The organism is Vibrio sp. 10N.247.310.23 (assembly GCF_041467155.1).
Lineage (GTDB): Bacteria > Pseudomonadota > Gammaproteobacteria > Enterobacterales > Vibrionaceae > Vibrio > Vibrio crassostreae_C.
The window spans coordinates 126,016-145,681 of sequence record NZ_JBFSTZ010000006.1 but is presented as its reverse complement, the minus strand read 5'-3'; the positions used below and the strand labels follow the sequence as shown (position 1 = coordinate 145,681).

Below are 19,666 nucleotides of genomic sequence, written 5' to 3'. Positions count from 1 at the left end.
TTCTTCTACTGAAGAAGAGCAAAAAAAGCATCAATTACTTGATTTTAGCTTCTTTGTACATAACGTGTTGGCGAACTACTGGATCAAACTTTTTGATCTCAAATTTGCCTGGCATGTTACGCTTGTTCTTATCAGTTGTGTAGAAGTGACCAGTACCTGCAGAAGATACTAGACGAATTTTCTCACGAATGCCTTTAGCCATTGCTTAATTCCTCTTAAACGTTTTCGCCACGTGCACGGATATCAACAAGAACAGCATCGATGCCTTTCTTATCAATGATACGCATGCCTTTAGCAGTTAGACGTAGTTTAACAAAACGTTTTTCGCTCTCTACCCAGAAACGATGAGTTTGTAGGTTCGGCAGAAAACGGCGCTTAGTAGCATTGCGTGCGTGTGAACGGTTGTTACCCGTTACTGGACGCTTACCAGTTACTTGGCATACTCGGGACATGAATGTCTTCTCCAATCGTTTCAGCTCGATATCAACCTTGGTGGCCGAACCTCTCTATCAATTAAAATAGAAGGTAAAAACCGTTATGGAAAATCCATACAAGGCTATCAAAGGTCGCGCATTATACTAACTTGACACGCATTGCTCAAGACCCGAACAGATCCTTTTTACGGATTTCGTGATCTTTTTTTGTGCAGCGCAGCTTGCTTGAGTAATCAGAGCTGATTTTAGGTCTAAAAATGTGGCCGGAATAATAGCAGATTTAACGCAACTAACAACCTAAAATGTGATTCAAATCCATCCACGCTCTGCAAAAGAGACAACTTCACCATCTCCAACGACAAAATGGTCGAGAACTCGGATGTCCACCAGCGCTAATGCGTCGGTTAATCGGCGTGTAATCCGCCTATCCGCTTGGCTGGGCTCAGCAACACCTGAAGGATGGTTATGAGCTAAGATTAATGCCGCCGCATTATGATGAAGTGCCCGTTTAACCACTTCCCGCGGGTAAACCGATGCGGCATCGATGGTTCCTTCAAACATCACCTCGTCCTTTATTACCCTATTTTGGTTATCGAGGAACAATATATAGAAGGCTTCTCGCTGGCGATCACGCAACATGCTCGAAAGATAAAGCTTAGTATGGCTAGGGCTCGTAAGCGCATCTCCACGAGATAAAGTCTCTGCTAGATAACGCTGCGTCATCTCTAATACAGCCTGCAATTGAACATACTTGGCCTGCCCCATCCCTTTATGAGCACAAAACTCTTCCTGTGTTGCTGAAAAAAGATGACGGAGTGAGCCAAAGTCTTTGATCAACTTGTCAGCGAGTTCCAACACGTTCATTCCTTGTGTCCCTGTTCGCAGGAATATCGCGAGCAGTTCAGCATCACTCAAAGAATCAGGCCCTCTATTTAACAACTTTTCTCTCGGCATCGATTCGGCAGGTATTTTATCTATTGGCATATAAAGACAATCATTGGTCATGAACACAACCCATCACCTTAATGAGATCGTAATCAGAGATCCTTCGATAGAGATCAAAGGAAACGAGACACTAACAAAATCGTGTAATTGATAAGTTTGATAACACCAACTTGATGAGCGTCAACTCTGTTCGAGTTCTGCTTCTAGGCACTTATCCTTTGTTCTGATATCGTAAGTCGCAGAGAAATTAAGGAACAGAATCATGCAAACATTGGTTAATCAACTGGATAACGCTGACCTACAAGGCCTGGCTGGGAAAAAAATCCTACTTGGCATTAGTGGTGGTATCGCTGCGTATAAATGTGCCGAACTGACTCGACGCTTAATTGAACGTGGAGCACAAGTACAAGTCGTGATGACGAATGCAGCCAAGGAGTTCATCACTCCTCTCACCATGCAAGCCGTCTCTGGAAGGCCAGTGTCTGATAGTTTGCTTGATCCTGCTGCTGAGGCTTCCATGGGGCACATCGAGCTCGCAAAGTGGGCTGACTTGGTATTACTAGCGCCAGCAACCGCCGACCTTATTGCGCGCATGACAGCTGGCATGGGTAACGACTTGCTGACCACTTTGGTTTTAGCAACCGATGCACCAGTTGCGGTCTCTCCGGCCATGAACCAGCAAATGTACAGCCATCCTGCGACTCAAGAAAACATCGCGACACTAAAACGTCGTGGTTGTGAAATCTGGGGGCCTGCGGCTGGCGAGCAAGCGTGTGGTGATGTCGGTATGGGTCGTATGTTAGAGCCAATGCAGCTAGTACATCGCTGTGAAGACTTCTTCCAACCTAAGCCGCTTACTGGCCGTTCTGTGCTTATTACTGCAGGTCCGACTCGTGAAGCGATTGACCCTGTGCGTTACATTACCAACCACAGCTCAGGCAAGATGGGCTATGCACTGGCTGAAGCAGCCGCTAAACAAGGCGCAACAGTCACTCTAGTCAGCGGCCCTGTATCACTCGCGACACCAAGCCAAGTGACTCGTATTGATGTCGACAGCGCTCAACAGATGTTTGATGCGGTTACAGCAAGCGCTTCTCAACACGATGTTTTCATCAGCTGCGCAGCGGTTGCCGATTACCGCCCAGAGACCATTGCAGACCAAAAGCTTAAAAAGGTCGACGGTAAAGACGACATGACCATTCAAATGGTGAAGAACCCAGATATCGTTGCTTCTGTCGCTTCAATGACCGAAGGTCGCCCCTTTACCGTAGGCTTCGCAGCTGAAACTCAAGATGTTGAGAAATACGCGCGCGGTAAACTGGAAAGAAAGAATCTCGACATGATCTGCGCCAACGACGTCTCAGTCGAAGGGCAAGGCTTTAATAGCAGTAGCAATGAGCTGCACCTTTATTGGAAAGGCGGCGATAAATCTCTGCCACTGGAAAGCAAAGACACACTTGGTTTCCAGATCCTCGATCAGATCCAACAGCTTATTAATGTATAAACGCACAAATTTGCTCTGATAATCTGCTGACACCTCTCGATTCTGTTGACCTAGGGCTTACAAAACTAGGAAACAGAATTGAATGGTGTTTATAATCCTTCTTCACTCAATCCTCATCTTTAGGAAAGGAAGTAAATAGATGGCTGGTACTCGAAAATCAAACCGTCGTGAAGAAATCCTACAAGCTCTCGCACAAATGTTGGAATCGACCGAAGGTGCTTCTCGTATCACAACGGTAAAGTTGGCCAAGCAAGTGGGTGTTTCTGAAGCTGCGTTATACCGCCACTTCCCAAGCAAAGCCCGCATGTTTGAAGGCCTGATCGAGTTCATTGAAGAAGCGTTGATGTCTCGAATCAACCGTATTCTGGATGAAGAGAAAGACACGCTAGAGCGCATACGCCTAGTACTACAACTTATCTTAGTTTTCTCAGAACGTAACCCAGGCCTGACTCGAATTTTATCTGGTCATGCTCTAATGTTTGAAAATGAACGCCTGCGTGATCGCATCAACCAACTTTTCGAACGCATTGAGACGCAACTTCGCCAGATCCTGCGTGAAAGAAAGCTTCGTGAAGGGAAATCATTCCCGGTTGATGAGAAAATCTTAGCCGCTCAACTGCTCGGTCAAGTTGAAGGCAGCTTGAATCGATTTGTTCGCTCAGACTTCAAATATCAACCAACAGAAAACTTTGATGCTTATTGGGCTCTGCTAAGCGCTCAGATTAAGTAACAATCAAATTAAGTAGCAATCAAATCTTAAGTGATGGTTATGACGACGAAAACTTCTTCAGCAAACGGCACAGCACAACACGTGATTACTAAGCCGCCTTTTACTCTAGCTCTACTTCACCCTAAATATTGGGGTGTATGGTTTGGTTTTGGGTTATTGGCGCTTATTGTTAACGTTCTCCCTTATCGCCTCTTACTGCTGTTAGGCCGATCGTTAGGCTCTTTGGGTGCTCGCTATGGTAAAAAGCGCGTCGCGGTAGCAACACGTAACTTGGAGCTCGCCTTCCCAGACAAGCCAGCAGATGAAGTCGCGGCAATGGTCAGTGAGAACTTTAAGAACACAGGTATGGCACTCATCGAAACCGGCATTACCTGGTTTTGGCCTACGTGGCGCTTCAAGCGCATCCTAGTAGATAAAGACACCCAAACACTGCGTACGCACAAAGCTAACGGTAAAGGTGTTCTTCTATGCTGTGTGCATGCCTTAAACCTAGAGATCACTGCGCGAGCAATGGCTGTTCTCGGTATTTCAGGTTTAGGTGTTTATCGCCCGCACAACAATCCGGCTTATGAATTCATTCAATACCGTGGTCGTACTCAGAACGGCAACCGCCTGATTCACCGTAAAGACGTGAAGCGTATGATTCGAATCCTGCGTCAGGGTGAGATCCTTTTCTACCTACCGGATCATGATTACGGCCGTAACAAATCTGTGTTTGTGCCTTTCTTCGCAGTAGAAGATGCGTGTACCACAACAGGCACCAGTATTCTGGCTTATACGAGCCGATGTGCACTTGTTCCGGGGTCTGGTTTTAGAAATGCCAACGGCAAATATGAAATCATGGCTGATGAGTCAATCGAAGAAAACTACCCGCAGAAAGATGAGAAAGCGGCTGCCGCCTACATGAACCGCTACCTTGAGAAGATTATCTTAAGAGCACCAGAACAGTGGATGTGGCTGCACAAGCGATTTAAGACTATGGAAGACCCAGAAGCTGAACGCGGCATTCGTTACAAATAGAGCACCTATCTTCAGATAAGAAAGCAGCTCACCTCAATAGAAAAGTAAAAGGCCCGAAAGATATTTATCTCTCGGGCCTTTCTCGTTTTGAAATTCTAAACCTAGGGATCTAAACCATCAGGTTCAAAACTTCAGGCATTAGATACCATATTGAGCGCGGTACGCTTTTACTGACTCTAGATGCGCTGCGTCGGTGCCTTTCTCTTCAAGGAAAGTCACCAAGTCAGTCAGGCTAACGATTGAGATAATCGCACAACCGAAGTCACGCTCAACTTCTTGAATCGCAGACAGTTCGCCTTTGCCCTTCTCTTGACGGTCGATAGCAACAAGCACGCCCGCTAAATCAGCGCCATTTGCTTGGATGATTTCCATCGACTCACGAATCGCAGTACCTGCAGTGATCACGTCGTCCACTAACATGATGCGACCTTCAAGCGCGCTACCGACAAGGTTGCCACCTTCACCGTGGTTTTTCGCTTCTTTACGGTTAAAACAGTAAGGCGTATCTACATCGTGGTGATCTGCCAGTGCAACCGCTGTCGTCGTTGCAATTGGGATACCCTTGTATGCAGGACCAAATAGTACATCAAACTCAATGCCAGAATCAGCCAATGCTGCTGCGTAGAAGCGACCTAAGCGCGCTAGGTCACGACCTGTATTAAACAATCCAGCATTGAAGAAGTAAGGGCTCTTGCGGCCAGACTTTAAAGTAAACTCACCAAACTTAAGTACTTCTTTCTCTAGTGCAAATTCAATAAATTCACGTTGATATGCTTTCATGCTCATCCTCTATGTTTACTCAATAAAACTTAACTTACGCCCTGTACCACCCTTTCAGGTTTTACAGACAAAAAAATAGCCCCCAAATTGGGAGCTATTAAAAATGACTAGTCGGCCAACGCAGCTTTCTGCGCTTCGACGATATCGGCAATGCCCTTATTAGCCAGGGCTAAAAGCTGCATCAACTCTTCGTGGCTGAACGGTTCGCCTTCTGCGGTACCTTGAATCTCAATCATCTTACCGTCTTCCGTCATTACAACGTTCATGTCGGTATCGGCTGCTGAGTCTTCAACGTACTCAAGGTCACACAGTGCTTGTGCACCAACGATGCCCACTGAAACTGCCGCTACGTGGCCTTTCATTGGGTTCTTTTTCAGTTTGCCGCTTGCTAGTAGGCTGTTGATAGCATCAGCCATTGCAACGCTTGCACCTGAGATAGAAGCAGTACGAGTACCGCCGTCTGCTTGGATAACATCACAATCGACAGTGATCATAATTTCACCCATTACTTTCAGGTCAACAACAGCACGTAGGCTACGAGCGATCAGACGTTGGATTTCCATCGTACGACCACCTTGCTTGCCGCTCGCCGCTTCACGACGGTTACGAGTGTGCGTTGCACGTGGCAGCATGCCGTATTCAGCCGTTACCCAACCCTTTCCTTGGCCTTTTAACCAACGCGGTACGTTTTCTTCTACCGTCGCATTACATAGAACTTTAGTGTTGCCGAACTCAACTAATACAGAACCTTCAGCATAAGCTGTGTAGTTACGAGTAATTTTAATTGGACGAATTTGATCTACAGCGCGGTCATTTGGACGCATTGGTATCTACCTTATTAACAGTCTGAAGTGATTTACTATCGAAAGAGTGCATCACCTAAGAAAGGGGTGAGACAGTTTTGATTGGGGCAAGATTATATAGCAGTTTATCGTGCAAATCTATTTACCGTTCAAAGCTATTTATCACGAAAGGCTATTTACAGTGAAAAGCGACAGGCTTCGAGAGCACACCATATCGTGATACTATGCGTGCGCGTTATTTTCAGAATGATAAAAGACAGGAAAATTCGATGATTTATAGTATGACCGCGTACGCACGCAAAGAAGTAAAAGGCGATTGGGGCACAGCAGTATGGGAAATCCGTAGTGTAAACCAACGCTACCTAGAAACTTACTTCCGTATGCCTGAACAGTTCCGTGGTTTAGAGCCAATCTTGCGTGAGCGTTTCCGTAAGCGTCTTGCACGCGGTAAGGTTGAATGTAACCTACGCTTTGAAGCAAACCCTGCTGCAAAGGGAGAACTAAGCATTAACGAAGGTTTGGCTCAGCAAGTAATCAATGCGGCGAACCAAGTAATGACGATGACTGGCGAAGAGAGCCGTTTGAACCCATTCCAAGTCATGAACTGGCCTGGTGTGATGGAAACGCCAGAGCAAGACATGGATGCCATCAACAAAGACCTACTTGAAGCATTCAACGATGCTATCGCAGAGTTCATTGATGCTCGTGCTCGTGAAGGTGAGAACATGAAGGCGCTAATCGTACAGCGCTTAGATGCAATCACTGAAGAAGTAGTGAAAGTTCGTGCACGCATGCCTGAGATCCTAGAGTGGCAACGTGAGCGTCTTCTTACCAAATTTGAAGATGCGAAAATCGAACTTGAAGGTTCTCGTGTTGAGCAAGAGCTTATCCTACTTGCGCAGAAGTCAGACGTAGCAGAAGAGCTAGACCGTCTAGATTCTCACGTGAAAGAAGCAAATGCAGTACTGAAGAAAGGTGGCGCTTGTGGCCGTAAGCTAGACTTCATGATGCAAGAGTTCAACCGTGAGTCAAACACGCTAGCGTCTAAGTCTATCAGCACAGACATCACAGCATCAGGCGTAGAGCTTAAGGTTCTTATCGAACAGATGCGTGAGCAAATTCAGAATATTGAATAACAGTTTGTCAGTAACACGCTGAATAGCCATTAACTGAATCAGTGTTGATTAACTAACCGTGTTGATTAGATCAAGATAAGCTCCTAGTTTTAGGGGCTTTTTTTATGGATACAATAATGCCAATCAGGATGAGTAAGTGAGCAGGTTGTTACGCAGGAGATTTGTTTGGAGCAAGAGATAGATACAGCTATAGATAGAACAGAGAAGCGGATGTAGCAAAGGATTTTAGAATATTTTGAAGGGGGTATTACAGGTGGAACTAAAGGGGAAAGATTTAAGGAAGAAAGTGACGCAAGTTGCTGTTGCAACCTGCGCCGACTTAAAATCTTATAGAGCTACAACGTTTGCAGCTTGAAGACCTTTTTGGCCTTGCTCTACTTCGAAAGACACTTGTTGGCCTTCTTTAAGAGTCTTGAAACCTTCAGAAGCGATTGCACGGAAGTGTACGAATACGTCAGCGCCGCCGTTGTCTTGAGTTAGGAAACCGAAACCTTTCTCTTCGTTAAACCATTTTACTACGCCGTTTGTTTTGTTAGACATGATGTGTCCCTTATATAAAAATAAAAAATTAATCGCCAAAAGTGCGATGCGCTGAAAGCTTGAATTATTTAATGTATCTATGAAGCCAAGGGAAACACTGAGAATAACAATGAAGCAATACTAAGGGTTTTACTTTACAACTGATGTTTCATTTAATAACTCTGAAAACAGAGCGAGGCCATTCTTGGTGATCTGGGTCGGGTTGTAAAGCTTTATTTGAAAATAATTGATGTTTTTTTGTTCGGTTGGCTTGAATTCAAGCCCAGCTAGGTCACCGGGCTTGATTTGTAAGACTTTGATCTCAAAAAATTTACTCGTCCGGCTGCTTAGTTCTGAGATCGACATATGGCCAGTAATGGTGACCGACTCGAATCAACAGAGTTGCTGCTGCTAAGATAAATGCCGCTAAAGATAACCAAACGATCAATACCGCATCGAGTTCTTTCATGCCCAAAGTGATGTAACGAGCAATCGCCATCATCGCGATATAGATTGGGTATCGCACTGGGATCTTACCGTTCATCACAAACTGCTGAACCATCGCCAACACTTCTAAATAGATAAACATCAGCAGAATGTCGGTCAATTGCACTCGGCGTTCAGCGAAGACATGCATGAACTCTTCGACCATCGCAAACAAGGTCGCGAGCGTGATCGCCACCAGCAATACCGCTTCCATAATGTAGAATACTTTTAAAAACGGCTTACTAAAAGATTTAGGTAAGTGAGAAGGCATAGTCACTCTTCAAAAAATAATTAATCCAGTCTCTACAATAGCATGCATCAATATAAGTCGCGTACTGTCAAAGCACCGACTTTAGGCTAACGCCATCAACTCATCGGTAACCAACATTAAGAAGCAACGGTAAAAAGCAACAAATACAAAAATGGCCCCGCATTCACTGCAGAGCCATCTGTTTGTCTTTTACTTAGCGACTTCTTAGTGACTAATTAGCCTTAAAGCAGAATCAGGTAAGTTAAGAACACCACACACAGTCCGTAGATAAGCGGGTGTACTTCTTTGCGCTTACCTGCCACAACCATTGTGAATGCGTAGCTGATGAAGCCCATCGCCATACCGTTCGCTGGAGAGAAGCTTAGCACTGTGAACATGATGGTAAAGAAGGCTGCAATGCGTGACTCTTTCTTTTCCCAGTTGATCTGACCAAGACGACCTACCATGTAGATGCCGACTACTACCATCGCCGGTGCAACCATTGCAGCCGAGAAGATAGAGAAGATTGGGTATAGGAATAGCGAGATTAGGAACAGACCAGCCACCATGACTGCTGCCAAACCCGTTTTTGCACCTTGAGAAGAAGCGATGCCAGACTCAGAGAAAGCAGTGATCGATGTGGTACCAAGAATTGAACCAATCACAGTACCGCCCGCATCTGCTACTAGAGCCGATTTCGCGTTTGGCACCTTGCCGTCTTTATCGATGATACCCGCATCACGGCCAACGCCGACAATGGTGCTCAAGCCATCAAAGAAATCGACAATCAAGAAGATAAGTACGATGAACAGTAGGTCGAACATTTTCTCTGGCGTGAAAGCAGAGAAATCGAAGATAGCGCCGAAGCTGCCAGCCATGCTTGGTGGCATAGCAATGAACTGCTCTGGGATTGGTGCGTTTGAAGTGCCCATGAAGACGTCAGCAAGAATCGTCAACACGATAGCAGAAACGAATGAGATGAACGTTGCTAGCTTGATGTCACGAACCATACAACCCAGTGCGATGAAGATGCTCACGTAAGCGATGATCACTTGTGGATCAGAAATGTCGCCTAAGCCTACCAATACGAATGGGTTAGAAACGATGATGCCCGCATTCTTAAGACCTAAGAAAGCAATGAACAGTCCGAGAGACACGGTAATCGCCAACTTCAAATCTTCAGGAATCGATTCAATCATCGATTTACGAATATTGGTCAATGAGAACGCAAGGTACAAAATACCAGATAGGAAGATACCGAACAGCGCTTCATTCCAAAGCACGGCAACAGATCCACTTAACAGCAGACCTTTGAAAAAGCCGTTCATACTCATGCCCGGCGCTAGCATTACAGGGTAGTTGCCCCAAATGCCCATAATTAGGGTTGCGATTGCCGCAGACAGAGCCGTTGCAGTAAACACGGCACCTTTGTCCATGCCTGGAATATCACCCAAAATTGCTGGGTTAACCGCCAGAATGTAACTCATCGCCAAGAAAGTAATGAAACCCGCATACAGCTCAGTGCCAATCGTGGTTTTTCTTTCAGTGATTTTAAACATCGAATCAAGCGAGCCAGAGGTGTTCTGGGCTTTCAGGGTGGAATCGGTACTCACAACAAAACCTTTGCAATAAATTAAGAATTTGGTGATTCAAATGCTGTGAGAATAGAGAGGTCTCTACACTAAAAACTGTAGTCACCAAGGTAGGCTCGGTAGTAGAAACATCTAGTTTAGTAGGGTCTGTTGGCCCTTCGAGATGATTTTTGCAGCGAGTTGTTGGGGTTTTCTACAAGGCAGAGACTTTGATGTGTAGCTAGCCTACATAAGAAGTCGATAACGCAGTAGAAATCACCAACAAACGCTGCCCGAAGGGTTCGGCTAAAATCGTTTTATGCTTTGTTAAGGAGTCTTTACTTAGAATGCTAGGTTACAAACTCCTTGCCGCGCCTAAAACGATTTTTTCTCGAACAAAACTCCATCGCGAAAGGTCAACAGACCCTAGATATATACAGCATTTAATCGTTTGCGCGGATTGTAAGGATTGAGATTAAAACTTCAACAAATTTTGTCCAGATCACATAAAAAAGTACCGATGACGAGTCATTACATTTATACAAAGATCCTTGAGAAGATCATTCGCTAATAAATAACGATCAAGCCAGTTGTTCTCAATCATCTAAATATGCTACTCTTCGCCTCCATTTTTCTGACCTAATTTTCACCAGTTGCTTCTATTAGTTTTACTCGTTATCTCTTTATAGACGTAACCAACGGCACAATTAGTAGATGCGCCATCGGAACAAAAATTAGAGTCAGTGCTATCTTTTAAAGTGTAGGTTTATTGCCTTCACTCAATCCAACCAACAGTGGAAATATACAGATGGGCAAAGGTACTCTTTACATCGTATCTGCACCTAGTGGCGCAGGTAAGTCGAGCTTGATCTCAGCAATGCTAGAAACCAATCCAACCTACGCAATGAAGGTATCTGTTTCACACACCACTCGCGGTATGCGCCCTGGTGAAGAAAATGGTGTTCACTACCACTTCGTAGAGAAGCATCATTTTGAAGACCTTATTACTAAAGGTGAATTCCTAGAGTACGCTGAAGTGTTCGGCAACTACTACGGTACTTCACGCGTTTGGATTGAAGAAAACCTAAACCGCGGTATCGATGTGTTCCTAGATATCGACTGGCAAGGTGCTCGTCAGATCCGTGAACAAATGCCTCAAGCGAAGAGTGTATTCATTCTTCCACCATCAAATGGTGAGCTAGAGCGTCGTTTGAATGTTCGTGGTCAAGACAGCGACGAAGTTATTGCGAAACGCATGAGCGAAGCAAAATCAGAGATTTCTCACTATGCAGAATATGATTATGTGATCGTGAATGACGACTTTGATGCAGCCCTAATGGACTTCAGAGCTATCATTCGTGCGGAGCGCTTAAAAGAAGATAAGCAAGCAGCGAAATACAGCGGCATGCTTACTGCTTTATTAGCGGAATAATCTAGATCCCCTAGATTTTCTATTGAGATAAGTATACGGTGATCTAGAAAGTATCTAGTTAAACTTGTATACTTTCTCGTCATCAAAAATTTATTAGTTAATTACTATTTGGAGTCCTCATGGCACGCGTAACTGTTCAAGACGCTGTTGAAAAAGTTGGCAACCGTTTCGACCTAGTTCTTATTGCGGCTCGCCGCGCACGTCAAATGCAAACTGGCGGTAAAGATTCACTAGTGCCTGAAGAAAACGATAAGCCAACGGTTATCGCTCTTCGCGAAATCGAAGAAGGTCTTATCACTAAAGACGTACTAGATGCTCGTGAACGTCAAGAGCAACAAGAGCAAGAAGCGGCTGAACTTGCAGCAGTAAGCAGCATCGCTCACACTCGTTAAGAACGTCATTCGAACTAATTAACCTTCCGGGCCTTTAATTTGTATCTATTCGATAGCCTCAAAGACGTTGCCCAAGAATACCTAACAGAGCCTCAAATTGAGGCTCTGCGTCAATCTTATGTGGTAGCGAGAGACGCCCATGAAGGGCAAACCCGCTCAAGCGGTGAACCATACATTATCCACCCTGTAGCTGTTTCAAGAATCCTGGCAGAAATGCGTCTGGATATCGAAACCCTGCAAGCTGCTCTGCTTCATGATGTCATCGAAGACTGTGATGTCACTAAAGAAGATCTAGAGGAAAAATTTGGCAATACCGTTGCTGAATTGGTTGATGGTGTATCTAAGCTGGATAAGCTTAAATTTCGTGATCGCAAAGAAGCGCAAGCAGAGAACTTCCGCAAGATGGTTCTCGCCATGGTGCAAGACATCCGCGTTATCTTGATCAAATTAGCTGACCGTACTCACAACATGCGCACGCTTGGGGCACTTCGTCCTGACAAAAAGCGTCGTATTGCTCGTGAAACCCTAGAGATTTATTCTCCACTAGCTCACCGTCTTGGTATTCATAACATCAAGACCGAACTAGAAGAGCTGGGCTTTGAAGCCCTCTATCCTAACCGTTATCGCGTACTTAAAAACGTAGTGAAAGCTGCGCGTGGTAACCGTAAGGAAATGATCCAACGTATCCATAGCGAAATTGAAGGCCGCCTTGAAGAGGTCGGTTTGCCTGCTCGCGTACTTGGTCGTGAAAAAAACCTGTTCTCCATCTACAACAAGATGAAAACTAAAGAGCAGCGCTTCCACACCATTATGGACATCTACGCTTTCCGCGTCGTGGTTGATACCCCAGATACTTGTTATCGCGTACTTGGTCAGGCTCACAGCCTGTACAAGCCTCGCCCTGGCCGCATGAAAGATTACATTGCGGTACCAAAAGCCAACGGCTACCAATCTCTGCACACGTCAATGATCGGCCCTCACGGGGTGCCAGTTGAGGTTCAGATCCGTACTGAAGATATGGATCAAATGGCAGACAAAGGTGTCGCAGCGCACTGGTCTTACAAAGGCAACGGCTCACGCAGCAGTAATGGCACAACCGCACAGGTTAAAGCACAACGTTGGATGCAGAGCTTACTTGAGCTGCAACAAAGCGCGGGTAACTCATTCGAATTCATTGAAAACGTTAAGTCTGATCTGTTCCCAGATGAGATCTTCGTGTTCACGCCGAAGGGTCGCATTGTCGAGCTTCCGGCAGGCGCAACAGCGGTCGATTTTGCTTACGCGGTGCATACCGATGTCGGCAACATGTGTGTAGGTGCTCGTGTAGACATGAACCCTTACCCACTCAGCAAATCGCTGAAGAACGGTCAAACTATTGAGATCATCAGTGCTCCGGGCGCACGTCCGAATGCAGCATGGCTCAACTACGTGGTGACATCACGTGCGCGTACTAAGATCCGTCAGGTTCTGAAGACTATGCGCCGCGAAGAGTCGATTACCTTAGGTCGTCGTCTACTGAACCACGCACTTGGCGAACACTCGATTGGTGATATCGGCCAAGAGAACGTTGAACATGTATTGTCTGATCTTCGTCTCGACAGTATTGAAGACTTGCTAGCGTCAATTGGTCTTGGTGAGCTGATGAGTATCGTAATTGCTCGTCGTCTGCTTGGTGATGCTGACGAACTGACTGAAGTAGAAAACAACAGCGACACGCCTAGGAAGAAACTTCCAATCCGTGGTGCTGAAGGTCTACTGCTAACGTTCGCCAACTGTTGTCACCCGATTCCAGATGATCACATCATTGCCCATGTCTCTCCAGGTCGTGGCCTTGTGGTTCACCGTGAAACGTGTCCAAACGTTCGTGGTTACCAAAAAGAACCAGACAAGTACATGGCGGTGGAATGGTCTGACGATTACGACCAAGAGTTCACAGCTGAACTTCAGGTTGATCTGCAGAACCACCAAGGTGCACTGGCTGAGTTAACTAACGTTATCTCGAAAACAGGCTCGAACATTCACGGTATTTCAACTGAAGAACGTGATGGACGCCTGTACACAGTGACTATCTTGCTGACCACCAAAGATCGTGTTCATCTTGCAAGTATTATGAAAAAGCTACGTGTGATGCCACACGCGCTGAAAGTAAGACGTCGTAAGAACTAACGTTTAAACTTGATAATAGTTTTGCCAAGAATTTAAATCCCCTTAATGCTTTATCGCTTAAGGGGATTTTTATAACCGTAATCCTAGTATTTACCGCGCTCCCTCCCATTCCTGCCTGTACAAAAATCCAGTAAAATGCTTGAATAGATCATCTCTCTTACGTTTATGAGCCTTGTTATGTCACAGCTTTTATCTGCTATCCCTCTCAACTCTTTATCTGGAGTCGGCGCAAAAGTCGCAGAGAAACTGGAGAAGGTTGGGCTTAACAACGTACAAGATTTACTGTTTCACCTGCCTTTGCGCTACGAAGATCGAACGCGTATCTATCCAATCGTAAAACTGCATGCTGGTTTATGGGCAGCAGTGCAAGGCAAGGTAATGCACGTCGATACCATTTTCGGTAAACGTAAGATGCTCGCAGTAAAGATCAGTGATGGTAATGGCACTATTACACTGCGTTTTTTCAACTTCACTGCAGGCATGAAGAATAACTTTGCCGAAGGCAAACAAGTGCATGCTTATGGTGAGATCAAGCGCGGCAATATGGGGCTTGAGATTGTCCATCCGGACTACAAATTCTTTGCGCCGAGGCAACAGCCAGACGTTGAAGCCAATCTGACTCCGGTGTACCCAACCACCGAAGGGCTAAGACAAGTCACGCTGCGTAATCTTACCGATCAAGCCTTAGAGCTAATCGACAAGGCCGCAGTTAACGAGCTTCTCCCATCAGGTTTATACGACCACCAAATTACCCTCGCACAAGCACTGCATACCATTCACAGGCCGCCCCCGGGCATTGACCTAGAGCTGTTTGATGAAGGCAAGCACCCTGCGCAACTGCGCCTAATTATGGAAGAGTTACTGGCTCAAAACCTGTCTATGTTGTCTGTTCGTAGCAAAGGGCAGCAAGACAAGGCAATGCCTTTTCCTCCAGTAAACACCCTTAAAGATAAGCTACTGGCTCAGCTGCCGTTTTCACCAACCAATGCCCAAGCACGAGTGACCAAAGAGATCGAAGCTGACTTGGAAAAGCCGCATCCTATGATGCGTTTAGTGCAGGGTGATGTGGGCTCTGGTAAAACCTTAGTCGCTGCACTGGCGGCGGTTCGCGCATTGGAACACGGTCAACAAGTAGCACTTATGGCACCCACTGAACTACTCGCAGAACAACACGCGATTAACTTTGCCAACTGGTTTGAGGCAATGGGTATTCAAGTTGGATGGCTAGCAGGTAAGCTCAAAGGCAAAGCTCGTGAAACTGAACTAACACGTATTGCCAGTGGCGAAGCGCAAATGGTGGTCGGTACTCATGCCTTGTTCCAAGAGCATGTCGAGTTCAAAAACCTTGGTTTAGTGATCATTGATGAGCAACACCGATTTGGTGTCCACCAGCGATTAGAGCTACGTGAGAAAGGCGCAAAGCAAGGCTACTACCCCCATCAGTTGGTCATGACCGCTACCCCAATCCCACGAACGTTAGCAATGACGGCCTATGCCGACCTCGAAACTTCGATTATTGATGAACTGCCACCGGGACGAACCCCAATTCAAACCGTGGCAATTCCTGATACCAAGCGCGATGATATTGTTGAACGTGTGAAAAATGCGTGTCTCAATGAAGGCAAACAAGCCTACTGGGTATGTACGCTGATTGATGAATCGGAAGTACTGGAAGCTCAAGCTGCAGCTGATACAGCAGAAGAGCTACAACGCAAACTGCCTGACGTAAAAATTGGTTTAGTCCATGGCCGTATGAAACCCGCCGAGAAACAAGCGGTGATGCGAGAGTTCAAAGAGAACAAGCTGCATCTATTGGTTGCGACAACCGTGATTGAAGTGGGCGTGGATGTTCCGAATTCGAGCTTAATGATCATCGAGAACCCAGAACGTCTTGGCCTAGCGCAACTGCACCAACTGCGTGGCCGTGTCGGCCGAGGTTCGGTCGCAAGTCATTGTGTATTGTTGTATCACTCTCCGCTGTCTAAAACCGCTCAGAAACGCCTAGGTGTGCTACGTGAAAGTAACGATGGCTTTGTGATTGCACAGCGCGACTTAGAAATCCGTGGCCCCGGTGAATTGCTCGGTACCAAACAAACTGGCTTGGCTGATTTCAAGATCGCCGATCTAATTCGTGACCAACGTTTGATACCTGAAGTGCAGCGTATTGCGCGTCATATTCACGATAGCTACCCAGACAATGCTAAGGCGATCATCAACCGTTGGTTGGGTGAACGCGATGTTTACTCTAAGGCGTAGTTAACACTAAGGCATAGTTAACACTGAGACCGTATTCAAACGTAAAAAAGGCTTCCTCAAGGAAGCCTTTTTAGTGTGCGTTACTTTCATCAAGCAAGAGCGAGATTCCCTATTCGCTCGTTCCTCACGATAGGGAATGACGATCAAAGTAAACTTTCATCATCAAAGTCCATGGTTAGCAATTCGTCATCCTCGGAGAGGGAAGAATGACCGAGTCGGGGATCTCTTAACCGTTCCTCGAACCGAACTTATCGTCATCAAACGGACCGATGATAACTAGGGCTTAACCGGGAAACTGATCTGCGCTTTTAAGCCACCTTCACTGCGGTTATTGACCACAACAGCACCTTGATGCTGGCTAACGATACGTTTCACAATTGCTAAGCCCAAGCCCGTTCCTTCGCTACCACGAGCCGTGTCACCACGCGTGAAAGGTTCAAACAGCTTTCCGATCTGGTCTTGTGGAATACCCGGCCCGTTATCTTCTACCGTCACCCAAGCAAGCTTGTTATCCGCCGTCATACCAGTTGATACCTTGACCCAACCATTACCGTAACGCAGCGCATTCACCACCAAGTTGCTCACAGCACGCTTCATCGCGATCGGATTACCTAGCGCTGGCTTCATCGATTCTGGAATATCGGTTTCAATCTGAACCTCGTAGCCACCCTCAGAGCTCGATACCTCACGAGCAATATCATCGACAAACACCGCTTGGAATGAATCTCGGTCGACAGGCTTTAGGTAATCCATGAACTGGCTGATGATTTCATTACACTCTTCGGTATCACTGATAATCCCCTCAGCTAAGTAGGCATCCTCTGGTGACATCATCTCAGTCGCTAAGCGAATACGCGTTAACGGAGTACGTAAATCATGGCTGATACCCGCCATCAACAAGGCGCGGTCTTCTTCTAGCTCTTGGATGCCTTTCGACATCTGGTTAAAGGCTCGAGTTACCGAGCGAATCTCTTGTGCGCCTTGAACTGGCAATGGCGGTGGAATATCACCTCGCCCGACACCTTGCGCCGCTTTCTCTAGCGCTATCAACGGACGGTTTTGCAATCGGATAAACAGCCAACCACCTGCGACAATCAACAGCGCCATGATCAGACTGTTACGAAACAGTGGTGCAAAATCCTCTTCTTGCAGCTCTGATAACGGAATACGAATTAAAGAGTTGGGTAACTGCGCAATGTCCATCCAAAGCACATAGCTCTCTTTACCCAAGATCAGCCGCACTTCAGTTTCAGAACCCAGCTCCTTGGTCATCTCCTCACTCATCAGGTCGATTGCGACCGCATGGTAATACTCACCCGCCGCTTCGCTGTCCTTGGCGTGAACGGTTACCCCGAGCTGTTCAAGCACACGCTGACGCAATGGCGCATCGATCTCGATATCACTGCCTTGGTCCAATACCAGGTTTAGCTCGTGAGCCAAAATCTTATTAAACTGCTGCAAACTTGGCATCAACGCATAGTTAAACACCGCGTAATAAGAAAAAATTTGGCTAGCGACCAATAGCGTTAAGAAAAGCACTATCGACTGAGTAAAGGAGCTACGTATACGCATGGGGTACCCGAGATGTAGAAAGATAAAGAAAGTGTTATATGACTATAACTCTAAACCATTGTGCTGAATAGAAAACGGGCCATCGCATATTAATGAGATGACCCGTAAGATTCACAGAATCGATAAAGCTACTGTAGAGCTTATTAAGCTGAATTACACAGCTTTGCCATCTGGAACGAATACATAACCCAAGCCCCACACCGTTTGGATGTAGCGAGGTTTGCTTGGATCTTCTTCAACTAGACGACGCAGACGTGAAATCTGAACATCGATAGAACGTTCCATTGCTGAATACTCACGGCCACGAGCCATGTTCATCAGCTTATCGCGAGACATTGGCTCACGAGCATTCGTTACCAAGGACTTAAGAACCGCAAATTCACCCGAAGTAAGCGGCATTGGCTCTTCACCGCGGAACATTTCGCGAGTACCTAAGTTCAAGCGGAACTCACCAAACTCAACCACAGACTCTTCTGTGCTTGGTGCACCCGGTGCTTCAATGACTTGGCGACGCAGTACAGCTTTAATACGAGCAAGCAGTTCACGTGGATTAAATGGTTTTGGCAGGTAATCATCAGCACCCACTTCCAAGCCCACAATGCGATCCACTTCATCACCCTTTGCAGTAAGCATCAGGATTGGTAGCGAGTTGTTTGCGTTTCGTAGACGACGACAGATCGATAGACCATCTTCGCCCGGCAACATTAAATCCAATACCATCAAGTGAAAATTTTCACGGGTTAACAGGCGGTCCATCTGCTCACTGTTTGCCACGCTACGCACTTGAAAGCCCTGCTCTGACAGATAGCGCTCTAACAGTGCACGTAAACGAGCATCGTCATCGACCACTAAAATTTTGTAGTTTTCTTGCATGTAATGGTTCCACCTATTAAAGCTTAAACCTAAGGTTAAGCATTCTTGGTAAATTGTATATTGGTATAAGACATTAAAAATGTAACATTATTGGAGAAAAAGTCGCCTAAATAATTGTTAACGTATGTTGCCTTTCTATATATTCTATCTTAGATCATCATTTCATTAAGTCAGATTTATGAAAACCAAACTTATTACTCGAGAAGGTTATAACAAGCTCAAAGCAGAACATGACCACTTATGGCACGAGAAACGCCCTGAAATTACTAAGATAGTCACTTGGGCGGCAAGCCTTGGAGATCGCTCAGAAAACGCAGATTACACCTTCAATAAGCGTCTACTTCGTCAGATCGATCGCCGAGTGCGTTTTTTAAGAAAGTTCCTACCTGATGTCACGATCGTTGATTACTCGCCACAACAAGAAGGTAAGGTATTTTTCGGTGCTTGGGTCGAAATTGAGAATGATGATGGGGAAATTAAGAAGTTTCGAATTGTCGGCCCAGAAGAGATCTACGGCGATGCTAAAGGCTATATCTCTATCGACTCACCAATGGCTAGAGCTCTGCTCAAGAAAGAAGTAGATGACGAGTTTACGGTAAAAACACCGGAAGGCGACAAAGAGTGGTTCATTAACTCGATTCGCTACGCAGACAACGAATAACCAAACTTAATAAACACTTAGCGATAAACTGAGTGTTCAGCAAACCCAAACTCCAGATAAAAGAAAACCCCGCAAGGCTTTCGCCTAGCGGGGTTAAGTCTCTATCGCAGCAATCCGGCTACTGTTTATCTCTTCG

Annotated in this window: 19 protein-coding genes; 9 read left to right on the top strand and 10 right to left on the bottom strand. The window is 45.9% G+C overall.

Annotated features, from left to right (window positions below; all coding sequences use genetic code 11):
* Positions 1-34 precede the first annotated feature (34 nt).
* From rpmG to radC, 3 genes are all read right to left on the bottom strand, one after another.
* Positions 35-202 (bottom strand): 50S ribosomal protein L33, encoded by a 168-nt coding sequence (gene rpmG, locus AB6D93_RS06625; protein WP_002535344.1) that lies wholly within the window; start codon positions 200-202, stop codon positions 35-37.
* 13 nt (positions 203-215) lie between these two features.
* The gene (rpmB, locus tag AB6D93_RS06620) at positions 216-452 is read right to left on the bottom strand and encodes a 50S ribosomal protein L28 (RefSeq protein ID WP_004728407.1); all 237 of its coding nucleotides are present in this window, start codon (positions 450-452) and stop codon (positions 216-218) included.
* 291 nt (positions 453-743) lie between these two features.
* The gene (radC, locus tag AB6D93_RS06615; RefSeq protein WP_017071069.1) at positions 744-1,418 is read right to left on the bottom strand and encodes a DNA repair protein RadC; all 675 of its coding nucleotides are present in this window, start codon (positions 1,416-1,418) and stop codon (positions 744-746) included.
* Between the two features lie 223 nt (positions 1,419-1,641).
* Between radC and coaBC the strand changes: the two genes are divergently transcribed.
* From coaBC to lpxL, 3 genes are all read left to right on the top strand, one after another.
* Positions 1,642-2,883 (top strand): bifunctional phosphopantothenoylcysteine decarboxylase/phosphopantothenate--cysteine ligase CoaBC, encoded by a 1,242-nt coding sequence (coaBC, locus tag AB6D93_RS06610; RefSeq protein WP_102332609.1) that lies wholly within the window; start codon positions 1,642-1,644, stop codon positions 2,881-2,883.
* Positions 2,884-3,022: 139 nt separating this feature from the next.
* The gene (slmA, locus tag AB6D93_RS06605) at positions 3,023-3,613 is read left to right on the top strand and encodes a nucleoid occlusion factor SlmA (protein ID WP_004741428.1); all 591 of its coding nucleotides are present in this window, start codon (positions 3,023-3,025) and stop codon (positions 3,611-3,613) included.
* A 39-nt stretch (positions 3,614-3,652) separates the two neighbouring features.
* Positions 3,653-4,633 (top strand): LpxL/LpxP family Kdo(2)-lipid IV(A) lauroyl/palmitoleoyl acyltransferase, encoded by a 981-nt coding sequence (lpxL, locus tag AB6D93_RS06600; RefSeq protein WP_102332608.1) that lies wholly within the window; start codon positions 3,653-3,655, stop codon positions 4,631-4,633.
* Between the two features lie 138 nt (positions 4,634-4,771).
* Here the strand turns inward: lpxL and pyrE are convergent, their stop codons facing one another.
* Together pyrE and rph are read right to left on the bottom strand one after the other, a co-directional pair.
* Positions 4,772-5,413 (bottom strand): orotate phosphoribosyltransferase, encoded by a 642-nt coding sequence (gene pyrE, locus AB6D93_RS06595; RefSeq protein WP_017059267.1) that lies wholly within the window; start codon positions 5,411-5,413, stop codon positions 4,772-4,774.
* 107 nt (positions 5,414-5,520) lie between these two features.
* Positions 5,521-6,237 carry a ribonuclease PH gene (gene rph, locus AB6D93_RS06590; RefSeq protein ID WP_009847983.1) on the bottom strand — a complete coding sequence of 239 codons (717 nt, stop codon included), beginning with the start codon at positions 6,235-6,237 and terminating at the stop codon, positions 5,521-5,523.
* A 248-nt stretch (positions 6,238-6,485) separates the two neighbouring features.
* On the opposite strand from rph, the gene AB6D93_RS06585 reads away from it, so the two are divergent.
* Positions 6,486-7,352 carry a YicC/YloC family endoribonuclease gene (locus tag AB6D93_RS06585; protein ID WP_048618554.1) on the top strand — a complete coding sequence of 289 codons (867 nt, stop codon included), beginning with the start codon at positions 6,486-6,488 and terminating at the stop codon, positions 7,350-7,352.
* Between the two features lie 327 nt (positions 7,353-7,679).
* Here AB6D93_RS06585 and AB6D93_RS06580 read toward each other — a convergent pair whose 3' ends face one another.
* The 3 genes from AB6D93_RS06580 to AB6D93_RS06570 form a co-directional block, all read right to left on the bottom strand.
* Positions 7,680-7,892: a cold-shock protein gene (locus tag AB6D93_RS06580; protein WP_004735656.1), complete on the bottom strand. Its 213-nt coding sequence runs from the start codon at positions 7,890-7,892 to the stop codon at positions 7,680-7,682.
* 310 nt (positions 7,893-8,202) lie between these two features.
* Positions 8,203-8,628, bottom strand: coding sequence for a phosphate-starvation-inducible protein PsiE (locus tag AB6D93_RS06575; protein WP_102332607.1), 426 nt, complete (start codon positions 8,626-8,628; stop codon positions 8,203-8,205).
* 221 nt (positions 8,629-8,849) lie between these two features.
* Entirely contained in the window at positions 8,850-10,220 is a 1,371-nt protein-coding gene (locus tag AB6D93_RS06570) for an NCS2 family permease (protein WP_102332606.1), read from the bottom strand.
* 766 nt (positions 10,221-10,986) lie between these two features.
* Between AB6D93_RS06570 and gmk the strand changes: the two genes are divergently transcribed.
* The 4 genes from gmk (at position 10,987) to recG (ending at position 16,424) form a co-directional block, all read left to right on the top strand.
* Positions 10,987-11,610, top strand: a complete 624-nt coding sequence (gene gmk, locus AB6D93_RS06565; protein WP_017062466.1) for a guanylate kinase — start codon at positions 10,987-10,989, stop codon at positions 11,608-11,610.
* 119 nt (positions 11,611-11,729) lie between these two features.
* Complete coding sequence (gene rpoZ, locus AB6D93_RS06560; protein ID WP_009848003.1) at positions 11,730-12,002, top strand: DNA-directed RNA polymerase subunit omega; 273 nt, start codon at positions 11,730-11,732, stop codon at positions 12,000-12,002.
* A 39-nt stretch (positions 12,003-12,041) separates the two neighbouring features.
* A complete protein-coding gene (gene spoT, locus AB6D93_RS06555; protein WP_019826453.1) occupies positions 12,042-14,168 on the top strand; it encodes a bifunctional GTP diphosphokinase/guanosine-3',5'-bis pyrophosphate 3'-pyrophosphohydrolase in 2,127 nt (708 codons plus the stop codon).
* A gap of 177 nt (positions 14,169-14,345) precedes the next feature.
* Positions 14,346-16,424 carry an ATP-dependent DNA helicase RecG gene (gene recG / locus AB6D93_RS06550; RefSeq protein WP_017066313.1) on the top strand — a complete coding sequence of 693 codons (2,079 nt, stop codon included), beginning with the start codon at positions 14,346-14,348 and terminating at the stop codon, positions 16,422-16,424.
* 276 nt (positions 16,425-16,700) lie between these two features.
* Here recG and envZ read toward each other — a convergent pair whose 3' ends face one another.
* Both envZ and ompR read right to left on the bottom strand, forming a co-directional pair.
* Positions 16,701-17,996, bottom strand: coding sequence for a two-component system sensor histidine kinase EnvZ (gene envZ / locus AB6D93_RS06545; protein ID WP_102332605.1), 1,296 nt, complete (start codon positions 17,994-17,996; stop codon positions 16,701-16,703).
* Positions 17,997-18,149: 153 nt separating this feature from the next.
* Positions 18,150-18,869 carry a two-component system response regulator OmpR gene (gene ompR / locus AB6D93_RS06540; protein ID WP_008218409.1) on the bottom strand — a complete coding sequence of 240 codons (720 nt, stop codon included), beginning with the start codon at positions 18,867-18,869 and terminating at the stop codon, positions 18,150-18,152.
* A gap of 178 nt (positions 18,870-19,047) precedes the next feature.
* On the opposite strand from ompR, the gene greB reads away from it, so the two are divergent.
* Positions 19,048-19,530 carry a transcription elongation factor GreB gene (gene greB, locus AB6D93_RS06535; protein WP_017062470.1) on the top strand — a complete coding sequence of 161 codons (483 nt, stop codon included), beginning with the start codon at positions 19,048-19,050 and terminating at the stop codon, positions 19,528-19,530.
* Positions 19,531-19,666: the final 136 nt, after the last annotated feature.

Excerpts from the sequence above, each read along its gene's own strand:
- lpxL (WP_102332608.1), top strand. The coding sequence starts at position 3,653 with ATGACGACGAAAACTTCTTCAGCAAACGGCACAGCACAACACGTGATT.
- rpmG (WP_002535344.1), bottom strand. The coding sequence starts at position 202 with ATGGCTAAAGGCATTCGTGAGAAAATTCGTCTAGTATCTTCTGCAGGT.
- rpoZ (WP_009848003.1), top strand. The coding sequence starts at position 11,730 with ATGGCACGCGTAACTGTTCAAGACGCTGTTGAAAAAGTTGGCAACCGT.
- slmA (WP_004741428.1), top strand. The coding sequence starts at position 3,023 with ATGGCTGGTACTCGAAAATCAAACCGTCGTGAAGAAATCCTACAAGCT.
- AB6D93_RS06585 (WP_048618554.1), top strand. The coding sequence starts at position 6,486 with ATGATTTATAGTATGACCGCGTACGCACGCAAAGAAGTAAAAGGCGAT.
- AB6D93_RS06575 (WP_102332607.1), bottom strand. The coding sequence starts at position 8,628 with ATGCCTTCTCACTTACCTAAATCTTTTAGTAAGCCGTTTTTAAAAGTA.
- envZ (WP_102332605.1), bottom strand. The coding sequence starts at position 17,996 with ATGCGTATACGTAGCTCCTTTACTCAGTCGATAGTGCTTTTCTTAACG.
- recG (WP_017066313.1), top strand. The coding sequence starts at position 14,346 with ATGTCACAGCTTTTATCTGCTATCCCTCTCAACTCTTTATCTGGAGTC.
- ompR (WP_008218409.1), bottom strand. The coding sequence starts at position 18,869 with ATGCAAGAAAACTACAAAATTTTAGTGGTCGATGACGATGCTCGTTTA.
- greB (WP_017062470.1), top strand. The coding sequence starts at position 19,048 with ATGAAAACCAAACTTATTACTCGAGAAGGTTATAACAAGCTCAAAGCA.
- rph (WP_009847983.1), bottom strand. The coding sequence starts at position 6,237 with ATGCGTCCAAATGACCGCGCTGTAGATCAAATTCGTCCAATTAAAATT.
- coaBC (WP_102332609.1), top strand. The coding sequence starts at position 1,642 with ATGCAAACATTGGTTAATCAACTGGATAACGCTGACCTACAAGGCCTG.
- gmk (WP_017062466.1), top strand. The coding sequence starts at position 10,987 with ATGGGCAAAGGTACTCTTTACATCGTATCTGCACCTAGTGGCGCAGGT.
- pyrE (WP_017059267.1), bottom strand. The coding sequence starts at position 5,413 with ATGAAAGCATATCAACGTGAATTTATTGAATTTGCACTAGAGAAAGAA.
- AB6D93_RS06580 (WP_004735656.1), bottom strand. The coding sequence starts at position 7,892 with ATGTCTAACAAAACAAACGGCGTAGTAAAATGGTTTAACGAAGAGAAA.
- rpmB (WP_004728407.1), bottom strand. The coding sequence starts at position 452 with ATGTCCCGAGTATGCCAAGTAACTGGTAAGCGTCCAGTAACGGGTAAC.
- radC (WP_017071069.1), bottom strand. The coding sequence starts at position 1,418 with ATGCCAATAGATAAAATACCTGCCGAATCGATGCCGAGAGAAAAGTTG.